This window comes from Mycoplasma sp. 3341 (genome assembly GCF_051549855.1).
Classification (GTDB): Bacteria; Bacillota_I; Bacilli_A; order Mycoplasmatales; family Metamycoplasmataceae; genus Metamycoplasma.
Map to the genome: position 1 here is coordinate 522,443 of NZ_CP196080.1, position 24,325 is coordinate 546,767.

At 31.5% G+C, this 24,325-nt stretch carries 17 protein-coding genes; 6 read left to right on the forward strand and 11 right to left on the reverse strand.

What is annotated here, in order from left to right; translation table 4 throughout:
• Positions 1-88: 88 nt before the first annotated feature.
• The 8 genes from gap to ACSH40_RS02455 form a co-directional block, all read right to left on the reverse strand.
• On the reverse strand, positions 89-1,093 hold the full coding sequence (gap, locus tag ACSH40_RS02420; RefSeq protein ID WP_438341407.1) for a type I glyceraldehyde-3-phosphate dehydrogenase: 1,005 nt from the start codon (positions 1,091-1,093) through the stop codon (positions 89-91).
• An 85-nt stretch (positions 1,094-1,178) separates the two neighbouring features.
• On the reverse strand, positions 1,179-2,138 hold the full coding sequence (locus ACSH40_RS02425) for a hypothetical protein (RefSeq protein WP_438341408.1): 960 nt from the start codon (positions 2,136-2,138) through the stop codon (positions 1,179-1,181).
• Between the two features lie 3 nt (positions 2,139-2,141).
• Positions 2,142-3,050 (reverse strand): DnaD domain protein, encoded by a 909-nt coding sequence (locus ACSH40_RS02430; RefSeq protein ID WP_438341409.1) that lies wholly within the window; start codon positions 3,048-3,050, stop codon positions 2,142-2,144.
• A gap of 72 nt (positions 3,051-3,122) precedes the next feature.
• The gene (gene coaE / locus ACSH40_RS02435) at positions 3,123-3,674 is read right to left on the reverse strand and encodes a dephospho-CoA kinase (RefSeq protein ID WP_438341410.1); all 552 of its coding nucleotides are present in this window, start codon (positions 3,672-3,674) and stop codon (positions 3,123-3,125) included.
• Complete coding sequence (locus ACSH40_RS02440; RefSeq protein WP_438341411.1) at positions 3,674-4,555, reverse strand: 5'-3' exonuclease; 882 nt, start codon at positions 4,553-4,555, stop codon at positions 3,674-3,676. Before ACSH40_RS02440 ends, coaE begins: the two co-directional genes overlap by 1 nt.
• Positions 4,545-7,532: a DNA polymerase III subunit alpha gene (dnaE, locus tag ACSH40_RS02445; protein ID WP_438341412.1), complete on the reverse strand. Its 2,988-nt coding sequence runs from the start codon at positions 7,530-7,532 to the stop codon at positions 4,545-4,547. The genes ACSH40_RS02440 and dnaE overlap by 11 nt, the downstream gene beginning before the upstream one ends.
• Positions 7,519-8,676: a tRNA uracil 4-sulfurtransferase ThiI gene (thiI, locus tag ACSH40_RS02450; protein ID WP_438341413.1), complete on the reverse strand. Its 1,158-nt coding sequence runs from the start codon at positions 8,674-8,676 to the stop codon at positions 7,519-7,521. Before thiI ends, dnaE begins: the two co-directional genes overlap by 14 nt.
• Positions 8,676-10,388, reverse strand: coding sequence for a hypothetical protein (locus tag ACSH40_RS02455; protein WP_438341414.1), 1,713 nt, complete (start codon positions 10,386-10,388; stop codon positions 8,676-8,678). The genes thiI and ACSH40_RS02455 overlap by 1 nt, the downstream gene beginning before the upstream one ends.
• A gap of 251 nt (positions 10,389-10,639) precedes the next feature.
• On the opposite strand from ACSH40_RS02455, the gene rpsD reads away from it, so the two are divergent.
• Positions 10,640-11,239, forward strand: a complete 600-nt coding sequence (gene rpsD, locus ACSH40_RS02460) for a 30S ribosomal protein S4 (protein WP_438341415.1) — start codon at positions 10,640-10,642, stop codon at positions 11,237-11,239.
• Positions 11,240-11,285: 46 nt separating this feature from the next.
• Here rpsD and adhP read toward each other — a convergent pair whose 3' ends face one another.
• Both adhP and ACSH40_RS02470 read right to left on the reverse strand, forming a co-directional pair.
• Positions 11,286-12,335, reverse strand: coding sequence for an alcohol dehydrogenase AdhP (gene adhP / locus ACSH40_RS02465; protein ID WP_438341416.1), 1,050 nt, complete (start codon positions 12,333-12,335; stop codon positions 11,286-11,288).
• A gap of 112 nt (positions 12,336-12,447) precedes the next feature.
• Positions 12,448-12,600, reverse strand: coding sequence for a hypothetical protein (locus tag ACSH40_RS02470; RefSeq protein ID WP_438341417.1), 153 nt, complete (start codon positions 12,598-12,600; stop codon positions 12,448-12,450).
• A 76-nt stretch (positions 12,601-12,676) separates the two neighbouring features.
• Here ACSH40_RS02470 and ACSH40_RS02475 point away from each other — a divergent pair, with 76 nt between their 5' ends.
• The 5 genes from ACSH40_RS02475 (at position 12,677) to ACSH40_RS02495 (ending at position 19,955) form a co-directional block, all read left to right on the forward strand.
• Positions 12,677-13,441 carry a hypothetical protein gene (locus tag ACSH40_RS02475; protein WP_438341418.1) on the forward strand — a complete coding sequence of 255 codons (765 nt, stop codon included), beginning with the start codon at positions 12,677-12,679 and terminating at the stop codon, positions 13,439-13,441.
• Between the two features lie 54 nt (positions 13,442-13,495).
• Positions 13,496-15,103, forward strand: coding sequence for an MATE family efflux transporter (locus tag ACSH40_RS02480; protein WP_438341419.1), 1,608 nt, complete (start codon positions 13,496-13,498; stop codon positions 15,101-15,103).
• Positions 15,104-15,221: 118 nt separating this feature from the next.
• Positions 15,222-18,044 (forward strand): excinuclease ABC subunit UvrA, encoded by a 2,823-nt coding sequence (gene uvrA, locus ACSH40_RS02485; RefSeq protein ID WP_438341420.1) that lies wholly within the window; start codon positions 15,222-15,224, stop codon positions 18,042-18,044.
• Between the two features lie 50 nt (positions 18,045-18,094).
• Positions 18,095-19,042: a prolipoprotein diacylglyceryl transferase gene (gene lgt, locus ACSH40_RS02490; protein WP_438341421.1), complete on the forward strand. Its 948-nt coding sequence runs from the start codon at positions 18,095-18,097 to the stop codon at positions 19,040-19,042.
• The gene (locus tag ACSH40_RS02495) at positions 19,035-19,955 is read left to right on the forward strand and encodes an NAD(P)/FAD-dependent oxidoreductase (protein ID WP_438341422.1); all 921 of its coding nucleotides are present in this window, start codon (positions 19,035-19,037) and stop codon (positions 19,953-19,955) included. The genes lgt and ACSH40_RS02495 overlap by 8 nt, the downstream gene beginning before the upstream one ends.
• A gap of 66 nt (positions 19,956-20,021) precedes the next feature.
• On the opposite strand, the gene ACSH40_RS02500 is transcribed toward ACSH40_RS02495, so the two are convergent.
• A complete protein-coding gene (locus ACSH40_RS02500) occupies positions 20,022-24,323 on the reverse strand; it encodes a PolC-type DNA polymerase III (RefSeq protein WP_438341423.1) in 4,302 nt (1,433 codons plus the stop codon).
• Between the last annotated feature and the right edge of the window lie 2 nt (positions 24,324-24,325).

Genomic DNA, 24,325 nt, shown 5'->3' on the forward strand with positions numbered 1-24,325 from the left:
AAAGTAAAAAACTTCTATGGCAAAAGTTTCAAAGAATAAAAAAAAAAAAAAAAACAAGGGCATTAAGTGTCCTTGTGAAGTGCCTAAATTATAGACTTGCCATGTGTTTTAGTGTTCTAACGAATTGAGAAACAAAACTTTGCTCGTTGTCGTATCAAGCAAAAACTTTGTATAATCTTTTTCCCTCATGTTCTACAAATGTAGTCAATTTTGAGTCGAAAACTGAACCATAAGTTGTTCCGATAATATCACTTGAAACTAGCTCGTCTTCTGTATATAGTAACGAATCTGAAGAAGCGTTTTTAATTGCTTGATTAATTTCTTCAACACTTGGTTGTTTTTCAAGTTCTACAGTTAGATCAATAATTGATCCAGTAATTGTTGGAACACGTAATGATGTACCATCTAATTTTCCGCTTAGTGTAGGAATAACTTTTCCAATTGCTTTTGCAGCACCTGTTGTAGTAGGAACCATGTTTTGAGCTGCTGCACGAGCACGACGTAAGTCACGGTGAGGAGCATCTTGTAGATTTTGATCAGCTGTGTAAGCATGAACTGTTGTCATGAATCCTTTAACGATTCCGAATTCTTTTTCAAGTACATTCGCAACTGGTGCTAAACAGTTAGTTGTACATGAACCCGCTGAAACAATAACATCGTCTTTAGTTAAAATTTCTTCATTTACTGAGTAAACTACTGTTTTTACTGATTTTGAATTCTTTGCAGGGGCAGTAATTAGAACTTTTTTAGCTCCTGCTTGTAGATGTAGTGATGAACCTTCTTCAGTAACAAAACGCCCAGTCCCTTCAATAACAATGTCAACATTTAAGTCTTTTCAAGGTAATTGTGAAGGATCTTTTTCTGCAAAAACTGGGAATTTTTTACCATCAACAACAAGCATATTATCTTCTGCTTTAACGTCGTGTTTAAAAGCACGGTGTGCTGTATCGTACTTTAATAGGTGTGCTAGTGTTGCTGCATCTGTTAAATCATTAATAGCAACAACTTCTAAATTTGGGTCATTATAGATTTCACGGAACACTAATCTTCCGATTCTTCCGAAACCATTTATAGCTATTTTTTTAGGTTGCATATTTCTCCTTATTATTTAACTTAATTATAAAAAAATTAACCCCTTATGTCAAATAAAAAATGTTCGTTTGGGGACATAAAAATGGTTAAAAAGCTTTGTTTGAACGCTTTGGTTTAATAACCTTGAATCCGTTGTCGATTATTAGTTTCAAGTTGCGAATTATCTTGGAATTCTGTGTGTCTTCGACACTGGATTTTTTGGTTATTAGCGACAATTTTCCATCAAAATAATCATCCGAAGCAGTAATAAAAGTACTTTTTTCATAAGTTACACGGATTCTTAAAATGTAACTTATGAATGAGTTAACATATCAGTCTGGTTTTGAACCTGAGCCAAAATCACTAATGTATAAATTATCTACTTCGCTCAGTAGATCTGTCAGTGTTCTTCTTTCTTCATTGCTTGATTTTGAGTAAAAAAGATACAAATCGTTGTAGTCTAACAGTGCTACACTGTGTCCTTTGCTTGCCTCTTGATAAGCTAGAAATTTCAGAACTGTCAAAGAGCGAAAAATGTTGTAATCTACTAAATAAAGCGAATAAGCTGGTAAAGAATACTTTGGAGATACTACTTTTTTGAGTAAATCTAAGTCTTTTGTTCAATATGAATTAGTATCGCAAATAATCGATTCTAAATCGTCCATCATTCTTTTACCTTCACGCGAAGATTTTTTTAATTTTTTGTCAATTATTGAATCAAGGTCACGCTCTAAAGGGGTTATTGCGGTTAGTCAAAACTTGTCGCGCATTAAAGCACTTTTGTATCAACTTTCTTTTGAAAAATCACGATCAAGAGAATTGTTAGCGTTTAAAATCGGACTTCAATTTGGCAATTTATTATGCGTTTTAAAATAGCTATAATAATCGAAGAGAACTGTTTCACCGTTTTTAATTTGTCAGTCAGTCAGTTTAAGTTTTTTGATTACTTTTTTGATTATTTCACTATTAAAAACCTCTTGACGGTAAGCGTCAAGACGGCTTTTGCTATGCTGAGTATCAGAAACTGACAATTGAGATAAGTTTCTTACTTGTTTTAATTCAGACATAAATTAATCCTCAAAACCTAATTCTGCTCAGTTTAGAACTGATTCTTCTTCTTTAAAGCTTTTTCTTACTAAATATTGTGTGTCAATTTGAGTATTAGTTGAAATTTTATATGAAAGTGCTCTTTGTAATTCGTTTTCAACATCAATATCTGACTTGATATTTTTATTTGCGTAATCACGAGCAATTTTTTCAATGTATTGGCAAACAATACTTTTATTAATTTTCATTGAATAATCAATGAATAAATTTATTGCATTAAAAGTAAAACCTAAGTCTGAAAGTTTTGAAACCATATTAATTTGCGAAGGACTAGGTTCTAAATTGGTTAAATGCTTGATGTAATCACGTGGCGACAATCTCTTTTCATTTTCTAAATCATCTAAATCAATTTGTTGGGTTGCGCGAAGATCATGATTATTTGAAACAAAAACTCCTAGTTCTTCATTAGCAAAAACTTCAGTGAACTTTTTAGTTTTGTTAGCATAATCTGATCTTGAATAATTATTAATTGCGTTGTGTTTAAGAATTTTGTCAAATCTTTGTTGTCCGATTTTAGCGATTAATGATTTGCTAATAATGCTATTTGAAAATGTCTTCACATCCATTGGTTTACGAATTTCAATTAGCCCACTATTGTATAAATCTGATTCAAAATAATTAATTAAGCCAACAGCTTCTAATTTTTCTTTTGCTTGTATTAATTCTTGTGAACTTATATTTAATAAATAAGCGAGTTCTTTTTGACTAATACGAACTCTTGCTGATTGTAAAAGAGTTGCTTCATCAATTAAAGCACAATAAAAACTCGAAGCTTCAACACCAATAATAGGTAGATATAACAGCCTTACAATTTCAAAATCTTTTTGATCTACTACTAAATTTTTTTCAATGTAAAAACTGTCATATTTCATGATTTTGTCCTGCCTTTTTATATTAATATTGTTTTAACTTTTGACCCTTCATCGCTGAAGAGTAACAATATTTTAAAAAGCAGCAAAATAAATTTCCATAAGATTGTCAAAAAACCTTTTTGTAGTAACTTTTTTACACTTGATATTGACAACATTTTTCTCAAAAAAGCCCTTATTTAAAGTATCAATCACCGCTTTTTGAGATTTATTTACATTTCTTTTTTGTAAATTTTTTTGTCTATATTTTTCGTCCATTTCAATTCTGACTATTTTGTCAAAAAGTCCCACAAAATTTCCATTAGGAGAGTACAAATTTGGCACCTCTGCGAAGTCATAATAATTGAATTTTAAGTGTTCTTCAATCAAGGGGTAAATAAGCTTTTCAACCTCATTTATAAAGTTTGGATCTTCAATAAGCCTTGCTCTCAAGGCATTTTTGTCAACCCCTTCATTATTTATGTATAAATTACCCCATTTTTCTTGCATTTTTTTATAACCTAAACCACCTTTTTTATAGAGATTTTTCACGTAAATATCAGCATTAAAAGTTCTAAAACCCTTCGCTTCCAGAATGTTGAGAATTGTCGTTTTTCCCACACCACTTTTTCCAATAATCGCGATCATTAGTTTGACTCCAAATCTTTCAGGCGGTGATAAATTTGTTTAAGTTCTAATTCTTCTAAAATTTCATGTGCTTTAGGAGAAATACGCAAGTCCAAAAATTCAGCCTCTAATTTTTTAAAATCAATTGGAACATCATCACGAAGATGGGTAAGGAATTTGTTTTTGAAAACTAATTCTTTATCTTCAATGAATTTAGTTTTCATTTTGGCATCTAAATTTTCGATATTACTGTAAATGTTTTCAACTGATTCATATTTTTCTAACAGCTTACATGCAGTTTTAGGTCCTACACCTTTGATTCCTTTAATGTTATCGCTCGAATCACCAACTATTGCTTTATAATCAGTGACTTGTCAAGGATTGAATCCATAAGTTTCATAAAAATTCTTATTATTTATAACAACTAAATCACGGTTTTTTGGCTTCAAAATTGCTACCGATTTGTCGATTAATTGATTTAAGTCCTGGTCTGCTGAAAAAATTAGCACATAATTTTCGTTTTTTGTCTGGTTTGTAATTGTAGCAACAATATCATCAGCCTCAAAGCCTAAATATTCAAACGTAGGAATGTTAAGGTTGGTTAAAAGTTCTTTAATTAATACAAGCTGAGTGTAAAAATCTTCAGGAGCTTTTGGTCTTTGTCCTTTATATTCTGAATATTCTTCATGGCGAAAAGTTTTTCCATAGGCATCGAAACAAAAGTAAATGTGGTCAGGTTGATACAAATTGTTTAATTTAAAAACAGTATTGAAAAAGCCAACTAAAGCATTAGTTTTAATTCCTGTTGATGTTTCTAATCTTTGATTTGAATACAATGTTCCATAATATGACTTAAACATCAAATATGTCCCATCAACAACAATAATTCTTTTATTCTTCACGATGTTTCTCCTCTCATTTTCCAAGAACTCAATCACCATTCATTTTCTTTGTTAAAGTTGCATAAATGACTTTATTTTTAGCATTAACTATGTCAGATTCTTTTCAAATTCTTACATCAATTGTCGCACTAGAGTCTAATAATACAACATGTGTATACGGTTTATTGGTTTTAGTTATTTTTACTACTGCATCTTTAACATAAGCAGCGACAACATGTTGAGTTCCCCGATGAATGTCTATTATTTTACAATTTTTATTTTCATAGCCAATAGTTGGACTAACATTATAGGTTCTTCCTAAATAAGTAATTTCATTAATCATTTCTTGGTCAATATCTTGCTTGTAGTGTAACAAGTTAATATTCCAATCAATTTTGTCCCAAAAGACTTTTTTGTTTCTGGCATCAAAGGCATTCGCAATTTCAAACTTTAACTCACTACTATTTTCTAGATTATTTAAAATCATTGTTTGATTGCCGAAATCTCTAAAAACTCCAGCTTTAACCAAAAGTTTGATTTTTTCTTCACCGATTCCTGCTTCTCTTAGACACAAAATGGCTTCCAATAAGTTTTTGAATTCGCCTCTTTCTTGTCTTTTTAGGATAATGTCGCGTTCAGTTACCTTACCTAAACCTTTAATCATGGCAAAAGGAAGATAAATGGCATTTTTTTCACGATCAATTACTGAAATGTTTGAACTATGATTTAAAGAAGGGCTATAAATTCTTATTCCTAAGTCTTGTGCTTCGAGACAATATTTATTCATATCCTCTAAGGAATTAATGCTTGAAGAGATAATAGCTGAGTAAAATTCCAGCGGAAAATGAGCTTTTAAATAAGCCATACGATAACTTATCAGTGAATAACTAACAGCATGAGATTTGTTAAAACCATATCCTGCAAATTTCTCAATATCTTTAAAAATGTCAAGTGCAAATTGTTCGCTATAGCCATTTTGGACTGATTTTTCTACAAAAATAGCTTTAAATTCTTCAAATTCTTCAATCTTTTTCTTTGAGATTGCTCTACGCAATAAATCTGCCTCAGCACAATCCATGTTTGAAATTTTTTGCACCAGTTGCAAAATTTGTTCTTGATAAATCATTATTCCGTAAGTAGAAGCCATAATTTCGTCATAAACTGGATCTTTTTTCTTAATAATTTCAAGACCATTTTTTCTTTTTGCATAAAGATCTATATATTGTGCAGTGCCTGGTCTGAAAAGTGAAATGATAGCCGCTATATCATTGAAATGATCAACCTTAACTTTCAATAATGTTGAACGCATACCAGGGCTTTCAAGTTGAAAAATTCCGGCAGTTCTTGCCTCCGAAAGAAGTCGGAATGTTTCTTTGTCATTAACATCAATTTTATTAATGTCAAAGTCAGGATTAATTTTTCAAACTTGCATCAAAATTTCATTAATGATTGTCAATGTTCTTAAACCTAAAATATCAATTTTCAGTAGTCCGAAATCTTCTAGATAATCCATTGAAAGTTGTGTTTGTAGGTGATCTTGACTATCAAGCATTACTGGTATTTTATTTGCAACTTTGTCCTGGCTAATGACAATTCCAGCTGCGTGAGTACCACTTTGACGATAAAAACCTTGAATTTGACATGCTTCTTCATATGCTTCCATCAAGTCATTATTGCCTGTTTGATTGTTAATATATTTGTTAAGTTCAGTTCGAAAGCTGAAGCTTTCGTCATAAGCTTCTTGCAATGTAATTGCTGTGGAAGGAATTTTTCTTGCTAATGAATCAATTTGTGGAATAGGGACTGAATAACTTCTTGCAACATCACGCATTGATGATTTAACTCCAAGTGTTGAGAAAGTTACAATAGTAGCAACATTTTCGGTTCCATATTTTCTAATTAAATAATCAATTAGTTCTTGTCTTTTATCATCTTGAACGTCTATATCAATATCGGGCAACGAAATTCTTTTTGGATTCAAAAAACGTTCAAAAAGTAAACCGTATTCAATGGGGTCCATTTGAGTTATATCCATTAAATATGAAATCAATGATCCAGCAGCCGAACCTCTTCCGGGTCCTGTTGAAATATTATTTTCTTTAGCTCATTTAATAAAATCTCAAATAATCAAAAAGTAGTCGCAATAACCTAATGATTCGATGACATCTAGTTCATATTTGATTCTGGCTTTGTATGTGTTGTAAAGTGATTGTTTACCTTTCAATTTTCAATCTATATTTTCAAGAATTATCTTCTTTAAATATTCAGTACTTGAAACATTGTCGGGATTTGGATAGACTGGCATTTTGAATTTACTGTGCTCAATTTTAACAACCAATTGTTTGGCAAGATTGTTAGTTTTCTCAATTAATTGAGCCATTCTTGGGCTCGGATTTTCAAAACTTGTGTATATTCCGGTGGCTAATTTATTTTCGTGCTCTTGTGTTTTAATTCAATTTAAAGTTGAAAGGGTTTTAGATTCGAAACTGTCAAAACATCGGTTTTCATTAACTAATAAAAAATTGTTTTTGTCAAAATCGATATCAATTTTTTCTGCTAGATCCGCGGTTAGTCCAGTATAAAAATTTTCTTTTTTCAGTAAGACTGAGTTATTTGACACAAAAAAACCTTTAGTTGGGTGGTCAATAATGATAATGTTTTTAGCTTTTAGAATTTGTTCTAAATCTACTTTATGGTTTTTGAAAAAGTCAAAATTGATTGCAAATAATTCTTGCAATCCTAAAAAGTTTTTTGCTAATAAAATAAAACGATAAACAGTTGATTCGATTGTTACATCTAAATCAATCCCGTAAATTGTGTTAATACCCAATTTGTGAGCTTTAGTGCAAAAACTTGCATAACTTAGCATGTTGTTGTGCTCTGTTACTGCAACAGTATCCAATTCGTTTTCTTGAGCTCATTGAAGCAATTTGTCTAGTTCGATTGTTGATTCTAAAAAAGAAAAAGTTGTGTTCGTATGAAGATTAATTAGTTTCATTTAAAGTATTTTTGAACTTGAAAATCGATACTGTTTCAACTGCTTCTTGTTCAAGTTGGGCAAGTAATGGCAATTCTTGTTCCACTCTAAGAACGTCTTTTAGTTGCGGTTTGGTCACTGGTTCTTTTGGCGCAAAAAGTTCGCAAGTTTCGCATGCTTTTTGATTACTAATTTCAAGTGTGTGAATTTCTTGAGCAATTTTAATTGTTTCCAGTTTATCAAAAGTTAGTAATGGGCGAAAAATAGGCATATTTGTTACTTCATTAATTACAGCCATGCTTTCCAATGTTTGACTAGCAACTTGAGCTATATTTTCTCCATTTGAAAGTGATAGGTAATTATATTTGTTGGCAATTTGTGAAGCAATACGATAGAAACTACGACGCATCAATGTAATTTTGTACTTTTGTTGGCTTATAAGTGCAATATAGTTCATTATTTTTGTGTAATTTACTTGAAATAAAGTTGCATGACTTTGGAATTTTGTGAGTTGTTGAATGATTTCTTCTACTTTACGTGTTGTATTTTCATCCGTGTGCGGCGGAGTAATAAAGTTTAAATAATCAACAACAAGACCACGTTTTTGTAACAAGTTGGCAGCAACGGGAGAATCAATCCCGCCACTTATCAAGTGCAACGTTTTTCCAGTTATACCAACTGGCATTCCACCTCTTGTTTGATGTCAATTTGAAAAAACATAACAATTATCCCCTCTTAACTCAAGAAAAATAGTTAAATCAGGATTGTACATTGCTACTTTTTTATTTTCAGTGTTTTTTAACACAAAACCACCTATTTTTTGACTCACTTCACTTGAAGTTAATGGATAGTTTTTGTTTGAACGCTTGGTATCCACTTTGAAAGTTTCAAAGTTTTTGTCCTTTAACTCTTCTAAAATCGCTTGCTGAATAGATTCAAAATCGTTAGCAGTGATAGTTATAACACTATAGCTTGAAAGACCAAAAATATATGCTAGGTTTTCAATGTTTTTCTGGCTATATTCTAAATATCCCCTGTCAAACTTACAAACCACTTCACCTTCCATGATATTTTCTAAATTTTGACGTAACTTTTTAATAAAACTTTCTCTGTTTTTACCTTTTAGTGTTAATTCACCATAACGTAGTAAGATTTTCTTTTCCATTAGTTTTCTCCTTTTGCTAAGAATTCTTTGATTGTTTCTAAAGCTTTAACATACTTTCCTGAATTGTTTTCAACTGTTGCAACGTTTAGCATTGCTGCAATATTTTCTTTATGAGATCGATATCTATTTAGGTGATTACTAATCACATAGAAAACATCATTAGCATCCTTTGTTACTAAATTTTCAACATCTAATCCATTAACCAGAAGTTCAAAAAGGTCTATTTCGTTTTTAAGTTGATCAAAATTCACTAAATTTTGTTCTAATGCATTCTGAATTCTATTTTGTTGTTTATAGACTGCTTCGAGATAAAAGTTACGCTGTGGATTCATTACTATTTCACTGCTTTGTCACTCGAATGATAATTGCATCACCTTTTTTTCTAAATCACTGAATGTATTTAAAATTTGTTTTAGTTGTTCTAATTCATTATCAATTTCTAATAAAAGCCTGTCTGCTTGATCTAATTTCTTTAAAAATTCTTCTAGTCTTTTAAAACGAAGAGTAGAAGAAATTGTTTTATCAGACAGTAGAAAATCTATTGCTTCGTAGAAATTAGTTTTCATGATTTGATTTATTTTTTTGATTTTGGTGTGTGAGAAATTTGAATCTAACTTATAAACTTTTATATCTTCTTGTAGTGTAAAAAAACGTTTATTTAACTCTGATATTGTTTGGTTTATTTGTTCTAAACTAAAACTTTGTTCTTCGAAATAGTTACGTGCAGAATTTTCAAAATTAAGAATAGCTGAAAACTCTGACATGAGTAAGAAATTATCTTTTAGTAATGTTTGAATTCTTTCACGATTTGCTACATAATCTTGTTGACTAAAAAGCTTTTCTATCTCTTTATTTTTTGCTCTTATTGCATAAATTTTTTTTTCTAATTTTTGCTCCTGATACAATTTTTCAAATACATCGTAGTTTTGCATAATGTATGTTAATCTTCGCTCATCATATGTTCGAATCTTCGTGTTGTAAAAATCTAAGCTTTTTTTACCTTCACCAACTATTAGACATAAGTTTTGAACTATAGAATTTAATTTTTCAAGTTTGAAATTATTTTGTTGTTCTACATTATTTAAATGCTTGTCTTCTGAAAAATATGAAACTTCTTTTTTTCATTTTTTAGCAAGTAATTCTAGTTCTGCCTTAAAAAACGTAAGTTTATCGCTTTGTTGGACTATTATTGAAGAAATTTCTGAGTTAGCATACAGTACTTTTTGGTATCTTGTTAATACCAATTGCGTCTCTGATGTTTTTTCTTTTGTGTAGTGTGTCAGTCTTTTGCTTAAAACTTTTATTTCACGAATCATTTTTTTCAGTTCTTTTGACTCATCGTGAATTTTTTTGAAATTTTTTATTCTTTCTTTGAAAATCTTATTTGCATTCTTGTTGATCAAAATTAAAACTTTTGTCATATTAAAAGAAATTTTGTCTTTAAGTGAAACAAACTGGTAGAAATTTCTTAAAAAGACTTCATAAGTTTTTTCATATTTTTGGCTGCTTTTTGAGTATGTTTCTAGCATTTCATTTGTCTTCGAGTGTTTAGCATTGATGTCGCTAAGCCATTTTTTTTGCTTTTGAAAATATTGATTTAGATAAACCTGAAAGTAAAAATAAACATAAACAGCTATTGCCATAACAAGAGCTGCAAAAGATAAAATTAAAAGAAAAACTATAAAAATTTTTAACGTTGTCTGATTGTCCATACTCATTTTATTAAATTTTATAACAGCAAACAAGTTATAAAAGAAAAACGGGGAAATAATAGTAAATATAGTATTTAATTGATTTAAATAAATTAGTGTACAATATATAAAGCATTGATACAGCAATAAAACATTTATAAAACTGTTTTGAATTCGTGTAGATTTGAAAGTAAGTAAGCTGTCAAAACCGAAATCATTAAATAAAAAACATTTATAAAGAGTTTTTGTGTCCTTGCGGAAAGGATTAAAATATGTCAAGATTTAGAGGATCTTTATTTAAAAAATCACGTCGTTACGGATTTTCATTACTAGAAAACGATAAAGAATTTGCAAAAGGAAAACAAAGAAAATACGCTCCAGGACAACACGGACAAAAACGTGCAAAATTAACTGACTATGGACTACACTTATACGAAAAACAAAAAGTTCGTTACATGTATGGTCTAAATGAAAGACAATTCCACAATACTTTCGTTAAAGCTTCTAAAAAATCAGGGGTTACAGGAACAAATTTCCTACAAACTCTAGAATCACGTCTAGATAACTTAGTATACCGTGCAGGATTTGCTAAAACAAGAGCACAAGCTCGTCAATTAGTAAATCACGGACACTTCACACTAGACGGACACAAGGCTGACATTCCTTCAATGTTAGTATCAGTAAATTCAGTTATTGAATTAAAAGAAAAATCAAGAAATAACTCAGAAATTAAAGAAGCTATGGAACAAAGAGCTGTTGCTGAATGAGTAAAAAGAGAAGACTTCAAAGCAACTTTCACTCGTTTACCTGAAAGAAATGAATTAAATAAAGACATTAACGAATCACTAATCGTTGAGTTCTACAACCGTTAATTATCAAAAAAAGTTCAAGCCCTTGCGCCTGAACTTTTTTATTAACTTATTTTTTGAAGTCAATAACTGCTCTTCCTAAGAACTCACCTTTTTCCAATTTTTCGAAAATATCAGCAACTTCTTCTAGGCTAACAGTTTTTGTAACTTCACTTTTTACTAATCCTCTTGCAGCATAATCAAGAGCTTCTTGTAGATCTTTTCTTGTTCCTACTATTGAACCTGCTAATTCTCTTTCAAATAATACAGTTCAGAAGACAGAAACAGGGAACTCATCTTTTCCTAAGTTGTCTTTAGCTGGAAGACCCACTAAAACTTGTCTTCCACCACGACGTAACATTTCCATTCCTTCGTAAGCAGCTTTTGTTGATACTGATGTGTTGATTACCGCATGAACTCCACCATCAGTAACTTCTAAAATTTCTTTTGCTGCATTTACTTTCTTAGAGTTGAATGCATATTCAGCACCAGATTTTAATGCTAGTTCTACCTTGTCATCCGATAAGTCAATTCCAATAGGACGATATCCCATTGCTTTGGCATATTGAATTGCCATTTGACCTAGTCCACCAACCCCGATAACTGCTACATATTCACCAGGTTTTAATTTTGCTTGTTTTACTGCTTTATATGTTGTAACACCAGCACAAACAACTGGAGCACCTGTGATGATATCTAGATTTGCAGGAACTTTTCCTACATAGTCTTCATGACCGATTGCATATTCAGCAAATGATCCATCTTTTGTATATGCAGACATATTTTGGTTAGGACATAGAGTTTCTTTACCTGTTAAACAGTATTCACAGTGTCCACATGCATCATGTAACCATGCTAAACAAACTCTGTCTCCTATTTTTAAGTGGGTGCATCCAGGACCCAATTTTGTTACAATACCAATTCCTTCATGTCCTGGAATTAGTGGATATTTTGGTTGTACTAATCAATCGAAATTAGCAGCATGTAAGTCAGTATGACAAATACCACTAGTTTCCATTTTAATTAAAACTTCTTTTTCTTTTGGTTCAGGAATATCAACTTCCTCAACACTTCATTGACGTGGTGAACGCACCACAAATGCTTTCATTTTTGCAGACATTTTTTTGCTTCCTTAAATGTTTTTTCTTTCACTTAAATTATATTAAATGCCTAAATTAAAGTCAAGAGGTATCAAAAAAAGTACTCACAACAAGTACTTTTTTCTAAAACTTCTAACTGTTAGCGTTGGGTAAAAAACTTAAAAGAGCAATAAAGACCACAACAACAAATAAAGGTAATAAAATTGATAATATTAATTTCAAAGTTTGTTTTGGACTTTTCTTTGTGTTTACTTCTGATACATTGTTTGATGAATTATTTTTCATAATGCTTATTATATTCTTTTTTAAAAATAGGTTCAAAATTACAATGTTTATTTAAAAGTAAGTAAAATTTAAAGTTATGAAAAAAGAGTCAAGTAATCACAAAAAAACTGAAATATATATCGATTTTGAGGCAATAACTAATCCTTTTGCTAAAATGATTGGTCTAAAAAGTGGAACTCCATATTGTTATACTTTGGGAATAAAAAATAATTTTAATGTGATAAAAACTCATACATTTGTAAATGACTTCAAAAAATCTGATTATATGAAAGTAATGCGTGAAGCAATAATCAGAGATATTAACCGCATCGATAACACAATAAAAATGAGTGAAGTTATTTTTGTAGGTCACAACCCAGTGTTGGAAAAGAAAATAATTAAAGAACTTTTTCCTAACAATGAAGTAAAACCGCTCTTATCACATGCAACTGTCTCGCTTGACTTAATAACTCACAAAGATTTTAATCAGCCATACTTTACCGAAGTAAGAAATGCGATTCTTTCAAATACTAAAAATAATGTTTTAGAAAATAAATTTGTCCATGATGGCTCACTAGCTAGCTTTGTGGGATGCTTGTTATTTTGTATGCAAAAACAAAGAAAAATCCCCTTTAAAAGATACAACCTGGAAATTAGTCGGCAAACAGTTCTAAAAGAATTAAAACAATATTCAAAAGATGATGTTTTAAAAATGTTCTGAATTGATGAACGCAGAGACGATATTGATGAAATGATAAAATTGTTGAATCATAAAAAAGAATTTTTAAAATTGTTGAATCAATTTCAGTTGGAAGACTCAATGACGATAAAGGAACTGAAAGAAAAAATTTGGGACATCTAGACAACAACTAAGCCAGTGTCAAAAACTGGCTTTTTTTGTTACAATACTTTAAGTATGGAGAAAATCACTAAGAGAAGAAATATTATTCGAAGACATTTTCCTGCTTCGAAACAAGATTGACTAAGATATTTAAAAAACACTCTACCAGTAGTCGTGGCAGAGTTAGTTTTTTCTTTAACCTCTTTTATTGATAATTTCATGGTTGCTCCAATCGAAAATGGAACAACAGCGCTTTCCTATGCTAATACGTGATCAGGAATAGTAACAACTATTTTCATTACCATTAATATGATTGTCGGAATGTTAGTAGGACAATTTTATGGAAGTAAACAATATTCAAAAATTAATCAAATAATGGCTTTAAGAATTTGAACCTATGTGTCAATTGGAGTAATTTTTGCAATCTGTGCTTGGTCGATGCCGGCTGAAATGATTCGGTTGATTGGAAGAGATGATGAACCTGCAGTTAACACCGGAGTAAGTTACATCCGCTTGATTGCTATTTGTTGAATATTGTTGGCAGTTGCTTGAAATACTAATGGACTTTTGAATGAGACAGGACACTCAAAATATGCTTTCTTTACTGCTTGTTTAAACTTGTCTATCAATGCAACAATTAATGCTATTTGTATCTATGGTTTTAAATTAGGAGCTTATTCCGCTGCTTATGGAACAATTGCTTCGGTCTTTATTTCAATCTTTTTGGATAATTTTTGAATGAGTAGGAAAAGAAAAGAGATTGTAATAAAAGTTAAAAACCTATTTAAAATAAGTCGCGAAATTACAGTTTTATTTTTTAAGAGAGGTTTTTCATTTGGTATTGCAATAGCGGGAATGATTGTTATTCCATTGCGAATGCCGATTTGAAACGATGGATTTATACCTGGCAGAGTAGGCGAAAAATGAATGAATATGAATGCTGCTGCTGTGCTTTCACTAACAGAAAGTATTTCCACTGTTTTTGGAGCGGTGACAGTCGCCTGCGGGGCTAATGTCAGTGTGTTTGTTGCATCAAATCTAGGAAAAAATGATTTTGATGAAGCAGATAAACATGCTCATGCCTTAAAAGGATTCCATGCTACAGCGGGTGCTTTATTTTCATTAATATTATTGATATTTGTATTTATTATTTATCAAACTGAAATGTTGTCTGGTGGAATAGCTGAAAAGATTCAAACACTATACAAAGATAAAGACTTTTCAACAATTCAAAATGATCTTCAAGGAAGTAAATTTTACTCATTATATGATTGAACTAACACAGATAAAGATGCATTAATCACAGCAATGAGTAACTATGCAAAAAATGTAAATAGTAATTTGATTTGTTGAACTTTATTGACAGTTGCTTTAGTTAATCCACTATGAGCTTGATTCTACACAACTAATGCACTAATAGCTAGTGGTGGGCGTTCAAACTTGAGTAGTTTAACTACTTTAGTAGCACAATGATCTCAATTCATTTTCTTAATTATTATTCGTTTTGCAATAGTGCCACATACAAACATTTCTATTGCTTGAGCATACTTTATTTTCTATTGTTGAGACCTAGTAAGGCTAGCAATTTATGAAGTCGTACAACACAGAAATGACTGAAAAAGAAATGTCAACCACGAAATTGAAAAAATTACAACTGCAAAACAAGTACAAAGTGAAAACTAGGTTGTCCTAGTTTTTTTATTGCTTTTTAAATCTCTCAAAAAAGCAATTTTTCTTCCATTTAAGCATTGAAAAATTAATTTTTTAACTTTTATATTCAATAGAATATAATTTTAGAATTATGGAAAATGACAAGATTATCATTAAAGGAGCAAGAGAAAATAACTTAAAAAATATTGATTTGGAAATTCCGAGAGGAAAATTAGTTGTTTTTACAGGACTTAGTGGTTCAGGAAAATCAAGCCTTGCTTTCAACACAATTTATGAAGAAGGAAGAAGAAGATATGTTGACTCACTTTCTTCATATGCACGTCAATTTTTAGGTAACACAAAACGTCCAAATGTTGATAGTATTGAAGGATTGAGTCCTTCGATCAGTATCGAGCAAAAAACTACTCACAATAACCCTCGTTCAATTGTTGGAACTGTTACAGAAATTTATGACTATCTAAGATTGTTATATGCAAGAATTGGAAAAGCTTATTGTCCTAAACATAATATCGAAATAAAGGCACAAAAATTAAAAGACATTATTGATGCAATTTTTCAACTACCGGAAAATACTAAATTATATATTCTCGCTCCTGTTGTACAAGGTGAAAAAGGAACTCATCAAGTACTGCTAGCAAAACTAAAAAAAGATGGTTTCGTGCGTGTCAAAATTAATGACGCAATTTTTAGTCTTGACGATGAAATAAAATTAGATAAAAATAAACGTTGAAATATTGATATAGTCATTGACCGTTTAACCTTGAAATATGACATGCGTCAAAGAATTTCTGAAGCAGTTGAAATTGCCTTAGGATACTCAAAAGGACTAGTCAATGTTCATGAAGTTGATGGTGCTACTCAACAATTTTCAATTTTCCATGCTTGTGAGTATGGTGATTTTGATATGCCTAAGATTGAACCTAAATTATTTTCATTCAACTCTCCATTTGGAATGTGTGAGGAATGTAAGGGTCTAGGTGTTAAACAATCAGTTGATGTCAACAAATTAATTCCTAATTTCAAACGAAGCATTCGTGGTGGTGGAATTAAATATTTTGAAAATACAGTCAACACAACGAATCTTGAGTGACAAGAATTTAAAGTACTGCTTGATCACTATGACATTAGTATTGACTTACCGCTAGAGAAAATCGAACAAGATAAAATGAGAATTTTATTGTATGGTTCAGATGAACCTTTAACTTATACACTGATTTCAGCTTCAGGAAATAAATATAATCGCAGTGGGTACATTGAAGGTATTGCAACAATGTTAGAACGTAAATATCTTGAAACCACTAGTGAAGATATTCGAGCCTGATATGGAAAATTTATGTCAGAAATTGTTTGTTCTTCTTGCAAGGGAGCTAGATTAAATCCTAAAGCTTTGGCAGTTAAATTAGGAAATCAAAATATTTATGAAGCTTGCAAAAATGACATAAACACCTTGCTTGAATTTATTAATAACTTAGAATTAGATGCAACCGAAAAGGAAATTGCTAACTTAATTCTTATTGAAATTAAACACCGTCTTGAGTTTTTGGTAAACGTTGGTTTAGACTACTTAACCCTAAATCGTAAGGCTGAAACATTGAGTGGGGGAGAAAGCCAAAGAATTCGTTTGGCCACACAAATTGGAGCAAATTTAACTGGAATTTTATATGTTTTAGACGAACCAAGCATTGGATTACATCAGGCTGATAATCGTAAGTTACTGAATTCACTAAGAAAAATGGTTGATATCGGTAACACTCTTGTTGTTGTAGAACACGATGAAGAAACAATTTTTGATGCCGATTATATTGTTGATATAGGACCTAAAGCTGGAGAAGAAGGCGGTTATGTTGTAGCTACTGGCTCAGTTGAAGACATTGCCAAAGCACCTGAGTCTATCACTGGTAAATATCTTTCTGGAGAATGAAAAATCGCAGTCCCAGAATCACGCCGCAGTGGAAATGGCAAAGTGTTAAAAATCAAAGGTGCATCAATGAATAACTTAAAGAAGGTTGATGTTGATATTCCTTTAGGTAAATTGGTCTGTGTTACTGGTGTTAGTGGTTCAGGGAAAAGTACTTTAGTAAATGAAGTTATAGTTAATGAATTAAATAAATACATAAATGAGTTCAATTATGAGTCTGAGATAGCAAAAATGAGTGGTTATGTCAATATCGACAAAATTATCCAAATAACACAAAGTCCGATCGGTCGTACACCGCGTTCTAACCCAGCTACTTATACTTCTGTTTTCGATGATATTCGTGATGTTTTTGCTAATGTTGAAGAGTCAAGATTCAGAGGATACACAAAAGGCCGTTTCAGTTTCAATGTTCCTGGTGGGCGTTGCGATAAATGTCAAGGGGACGGAGTAATTAAAATCGAAATGCACTTCTTGCCTGATGTTTATGTTGACTGTGATCACTGTGATGGAAAACGTTACAATCTGGAAACTTTAGAAATCAAATATCATGGCAAAAACATTAATGATGTACTAAATATGAGAATAAAAGAAGCTTATGAATTTTTTGCTGCTAAAAAGAAAATTCAAGACAAACTAAAAACACTAATGGATGTTGGTTTAGATTACATTCAGCTAGGTCAAAGTGCAACAACATTGAGTGGTGGAGAAGCCCAAAGGGTCAAGCTAGCAACGTTTTTACAAAAGAAACCCACAGGTAAAACATTGTATGTACTTGATGAACCAACTACTGGTCTTCATACTCACGATGTTAAAAAATTACTTTCAGTAATTAACCGCATTGTTGATAGTGGCGACAGTGTTTTAGTAATAGAACATAATTTAGATGTAATTAAGTCTGCTGACCACATAATTGACTTAGGTCCAGGTGGCGGAAGATATGGTGGAAAAATAGTGGCTACTGGTACTCCAGAGCAAGTTAGCTTAGTAAACGGTTCGCTGACAGGTAAATACCTTGCTGAAATGTTGAAAAAATAACTCAATATTAAAGGTTATTTATTAAAATTTAAGATACATAAAGGAGGAATATGACAGCATATATCCCTGATGATCAAAGTACGGTCTTAAAATTAGGAGATCTTCGTCTTTATTCTTTTTTAATGATGCTAGGAATGTTTTGTGCTATTCTTACCGTCTATTGATTTTGAAAAAGAGAGAAATATAAATTTGACCTTTTCGTGTGAGTAGTAATAGTCACTTTACCTTCAGCTATCATTGGAGCGCGTTTATTCTTTATTTTCGAAAGAATTGCAGTCAAGGATTGAATAACACTTAAACATTGGTACAAAATTTGAGAGGGTGGACTCTCAATTCAAGGGGGGGTTGTCACTGCTGCCATTGCTGACTTGATTTTTCTATCATTTTTCAGAAAACAAGTAGATTTACGCAAATGTCTTTCAATCATTTTGCCAACTGTCTTCATCGGTCAAGCAATTGGTAGATGAGGAAACTTCGCAAATCATGAAGTTTTTGGACAAATTGTAGGTGCTGACGATTGATCAATAGTTTGACTGCCAAACTTCATCAAATCACACATGTATATAACTGACGGTGGTGAAACAGCATACCGTGCTCCATTGTTCTTGTATGAATCGATGGCAAACTTGCTAGGATATATTATTTTAGTTTGAGTTCTAAATAAATGAAATTGATTGAGACCAGGAACTACTGGTGGACTATACTGAATTTGATACGGTGTGGTTCGTTTATCAATGGAAAATTTACGTGCTGAAAGTTATACATTCTATAATGTTCTTTCGGTAATTTACATAGTTGTAGGTGTACTTCTTGTACTTGTATTTGAATTCACAACTAACAAACGCTACACAATTTACAAAGTTAATCAGTATGGAACCAAATGAATTTACTTCATTGTTTGAGAAGATTCAGTTTCATTTACTATGCGCCGCCAAAAAGAAATTGAAAGAATCAATTTGCTAAAAAACAAAGAAAAATTGGAGGCGGTACATGAATAACAAGTATGATGTGGTTATTATTGGGGGAGGTCCTGCTGGACTAACTGCCGCAGTTTATACAACAAGAAGCAGTTTGAAAACTGTCTTTATTGAAAACAAAGTTCCTGGTGGAAAATTACCATTTCAGTCAAAGATTGAAAATTGACCCGGAGAATTATTAATTCAAGGAGCTCAGTTAGCGACAAAAATGTTTCAACAAGCACAAGAAAATGGTGCGGAATTTATTTATGGTGAAGTTGTTAAAATAGAAAACGATCCTAATGATAATTTTGCTAAAAAAGTGATTCTAAATGATGGACAAGTTATTGAAACAAAAACAATAATTATTGCGACCGGAATGCAAAACAGAATCCCAAAAGAAATCAAAGGTATTGATTATTTTGATGGTAAAGGTGTAAGTTACTGCGCTATTTGTGATGGGCCTAACTTTAAAAACCAACCTATTGGAATCATCGGTGGTGGAAACTCTGCCATTGAAGAAGGGGCATATGTTGCTTCTTTTGCATCTAAAGTTTATATTTTTGTAAGAGATGAAATTATTGCTGAGAAAAAACTAGTCGAAGAACTGGAAGCTAAAAGTAACGTTGAAATTATTAAAAACTCTCAAATTCTTGAAATACTTCCTAATGAAAATGATAGTGTAGGAAGTGTTGTGGTTAAAATGGGTGAAGAAATAAAAACAATTAAATTGGCAGCACTATTTCCATACATTGGATTCATTCCTTCGACAAGTTTTTTAAAGGATTTAAATATTTTAGCTCCTAATGGCTTCATTATAACCAATGAAAACATGGAAACAGCGGTTCCTAATATCTATGCAGCAGGAGACGTTAGAGTAAAAGAGATTCGTCAAATTACTACAGCTGTAAGCGACGGAACAATAGCTGCCAAGAATATTACTAACAAACTATAATTGACTGAAGAAGTACTCATTTTGGGTGCTTTTTTTTGTTACAAAAAAATTAGCACAAGGCTAATTTTAATCAAATAAACTAATATTATTGTTTTCGTCTAATTTGTCTAAAATATTTAAAGATTTTAGATTTTCTAAAATTCTAGAGTTGATTTGTGTTCTTTCTTGCAAATCTTCAACAGATAAGAATGGATTTTGATTACGAGCATTAATTATCGATTCTGCCACTGATTCTCCAAGTGAATCAACATTGATAAAAGGTGGAATCAAAGCTTTTTTGTCATAATCAATTACTCATTCTTTAGCAAGCGAACGTTCTAAGTCAACATTAAGAATCTTGTAACCACGAGCATATAATTCTTGACCGATTTCTAAACCATCCAAATAATTTTGCTCTTTAGTAGTTGATTGTTTATTTCTAATTAGTGTGTTAATTTCTTCAATTCTTTGATCAATTGCTTCTTTTGAATCTGATAGTACCTTAATGTCATTTGATTCTGTTCTAGTAGTGAAATATGTTGCGTAGTATTCAAGTGGATAATAAATCTTAAATCAAGCAATTCTTCAGGCCATAATAACGTAGGCAGTAGCATGGGCTTTGGGGAACATGTACTTAATTTTTTGCAGTGATTCAATATATCAATCAGGTACATTATGATCTCTTAGAAGATTTTCTTCTTCAGGAGTCAATCCTTTACCTTTACGAACTTTTTCCATAATATCAAAGCTTTTTTTAGGATCTACTTGATGCAAGATTAAGGTGTTCATAATATCATCACGACAACAAACTAATTGCGATAGATCAAAATTGTATTTTTTAATCAATTCTTCAGCATTACCAGTTCAAACATCTGTACCATGACTCAAACCAGAAAGAGAAATTAAATCGCTAAATTTTTTGGCTTTTGCACTTTTTAACATCCGGCGCACGAATTGAGTACCGAATTCTGGCAATCCTTTAGCTCCTGTTACCTCACCGCCAATTTGATTTGGATCAATATTCAGTGACTCAGTTGTAGAAAATAACTTGATAACTTTTTCATCCGATTTAGGAATATTTTTAACATTTATTTTAGTTAGTCTTTCTAGCATTCTAATAGCAGTCGGATCATCGTGTCCTAAAATATCAAGTTTCAGTAAGTTATCGTGAATAGAATGGAAATCAAAGTGAGTAGTTTTTCAATCACTGCTTTTATCATTAGCTGGATAGTTTATTGGAGTAAAATCTTCAACGTCATATTCTTTTGGAACAATGATAATTCCTCCAGGGTGCTGTCCTGTTGTACGTTTTACTCCCGTTGATTTTCCTGCTAAAAATTCAATGTAGGCGGTAGAAAATGAGCGTGATTGAGCATTGACTATTTCATCATATTTTTTAACAAAACCATATGCTGTTTTTGAAGCAATAGTTGAAATGGTACCAGCTCTAAAAGTGTGACTTTCTCCAAATAATTCACGAACATAGTTGTGAATGTATGCTTGATAGTCTCCAGAGAAGTTTAGATCAATGTCAGGAACCTTGTCAGCATTAAAACCTAGAAATGTTTCAAAAGGAATTGAGTGTCCGTCTTTTGTCAAAGGAATAGCACAGTTCGGACACAATTTATCTTTCAGATCTCAACCACTTGATAATTCAGGACTAGGATCGAACATTTCAAAAAACTTACATTGTGAACACAAGTAGTGTGGATTTAAGGGGTTAACTTCTGAAATTCCAGATAAATTTGCAACGATAGATGAACCTACTGAACCACGGCTTCCAACTAAGTAGCCTTCATCATTAGATTTTTTTACCAACTTATGACTTATTCAATAAATAACACTGTATCCATTTTCAGTGATTGGTTTAAGCTCTCTATCAATTCTTTTTGCAATGGCTTCAGGTAGTATTTCACCGTATCTTTCGTGGGCTGTTTTGTATACAAGTTCAGTCAATTTATTGGTACTATCATCAAAAATAGGTTTAAATAAATCTTTCTTGATTACTTCAATTTTTTCAATCTGGTTTGCTATTAAATGAGTGTTATAAATAACTATTTCTTTGATTAGTTTATCGTCATTCAAGAAACTGAATTCAGCCAGCATTTCTTCTGTTGTCTTGTAATCTAGAACCGGGTATGCCTTAGTGTTTTGATCTTTAAATGAGTACAATCAGTGTTTTTTACCACCAACACCATCCGCAAAAATATACACATGGTGAAGAATTTTTTCAATTTCTTCAGTATAACGAGCATCTGAAACCGCAACACAAGGTATATTATGTTTCTTTGCTAATTCAATAACCATTTTATAAGCAGTTTTTATTGCTTCCAGACTGTTTATATCGCCTCGCGCTACACGATATTCCATTGTTGATAAGGGAGCGAATTCAATATAGTCATAATGAGTAATTTCTTTTTCTATATCTTCTGAACAACCAGTGAAAACTTTGTCTCAGAAATAAGAAAGATGAGTAGAAGTTCCTATCAATAAATCTTCACCTTTTTGTATATCTTCAAGAAATACTCTTAACCCATTGTGATAGTCTTCAGTACTTCCTTTAGATACAATTTGAAATAGTTTCTTCAATCCTTTTTGATTTTTTGCCAACAATCTTATTTCATAAGGAAATTTTTTTCGATAGAATTCAGGATCGATTTTTTGACGCAGCTGAGCTGATGTAGTAATTTCCAAATCCCGTGCTAGTTTACTTATCATTTTAATTCAAATTTCAGCCAATACTTTCGCATCTTGATCGGCTCTGTGGGCTGTTTCTTCATCATAAACAACATCGAATTTTTTTGCCACTACTCCTAATCTGAATTTGCTGTTTAGTGGAAATAAAATTCTGGCAACAAACATTGTGTCGATACCTTTAATATCTAGATATGGTAAATTTCAACGTTTAAACAGTTCTTTTGAGTGACTGATGTCAAAATTTGCATTGTGAGCTACTGCGATACCACTTGAAAGAATTTTGTGAATTCTGTGTGCTGCTTCTTCCTGACTAATTCCATATGTTTCTAACATTTCGTTAGTAATGTTAGTAAGTTCAGTAGTAAATTTAGATATTGGTTTCGAAGGTTTAACAAAAAACTGAATTTTGTCAATAGTCTCGCCGTTTTCAACTATCACTGCTCCAAACTCGATGATTTCATCAAATATCGGACTCAATCCGCTTGTTTCTAAGTCAAAAACAATGTATCTTTGAGTCGCTAAGTCAAAATCTTGGCTTGATAATACAGTTCCATTATCCTTGGTGATAGAAGATAAAGTTGCTCCATAAATAGGTTTTAATGAATCTAATTTTTTAGTAGCATTGAAAAAATCTGGAAAGGCCTGAACACCATCTATATCAGTTATTGCTAGTGCTTGGTGTCCGTATCTTTGAGCTGTTTTGATATAATCAGAGGCTGACACAACTCCGTCTTGCGTTGACATATTTGAACGCAATGCAAGCTCAATTCTTTTTTCTGGAGCATTGTCAGTTTTATTATTTCACAGTGGTTCGATTTCGACAACAGAATCGACACGAAGAATTTTTCTTTTTAAATACGGATCCATTTCTATTTTTCCTTTAATAGAAACGAAGGAATTTTCCTTTATCTCAATGTCTTTATTAATTATTTTGGCAGTAATAGCTTCAGAAAAATCACTAACCGTGAAGGTTTTTATTACAAAGTTATCACGAATTTTTCTTTCATCGATACCGAACACTTGACCTTTAATTTCAACGTTTTCAACATACTCAATATCAATATCCTTAATTGCTATTTGCTTGTATTCACGTGGTGAAGATTTTCGAGGAACAAAAGCAGTTTTTTTTTGCTCGTTCTCGACCATTTTTTTGCTTTCTTCAATTTGTGCCGATGCTTCAGAAATGAGTCTTTCAATTTCTTTATTTGTATCTTTTGTTTCTTCTTTTTTAAGAGATAATTTAAGACTTATATTTTTGAATCCCCAACCAACTAAAAAAGCATTAATTGTATCTTTGTAGGCGCTAAGAACATCAAGAGTTTTTTTGTAAGAACTGATAATTGTTAAATATGTTCCATCTGATAATGAAACATTAGTTTTAGATATTTTAATTAATTCATTATAAAGGGGCTTGTTTTTCATCTCCGCTGCTAACAGAAGATAGTCAAAAATTAAGTGTGCGTCCATTGAATTAAAACGCACTGAAAGCTTAAGATCTAAATTAGGAAAGCATTTGTTTAATGACTCATAAAAATAACGGAATTTTGAAAGAGTTATGTGGTGGTCAAAAACAATTTGCATCTCAATCGCACCGGTTGCTTCACTATATTTAGCATACGGTACTGAAAATGAATTAAATTCATCATCGACTTTAATATTACATTTTAGACAAAGCTTTTTAAAAATCTCCATAA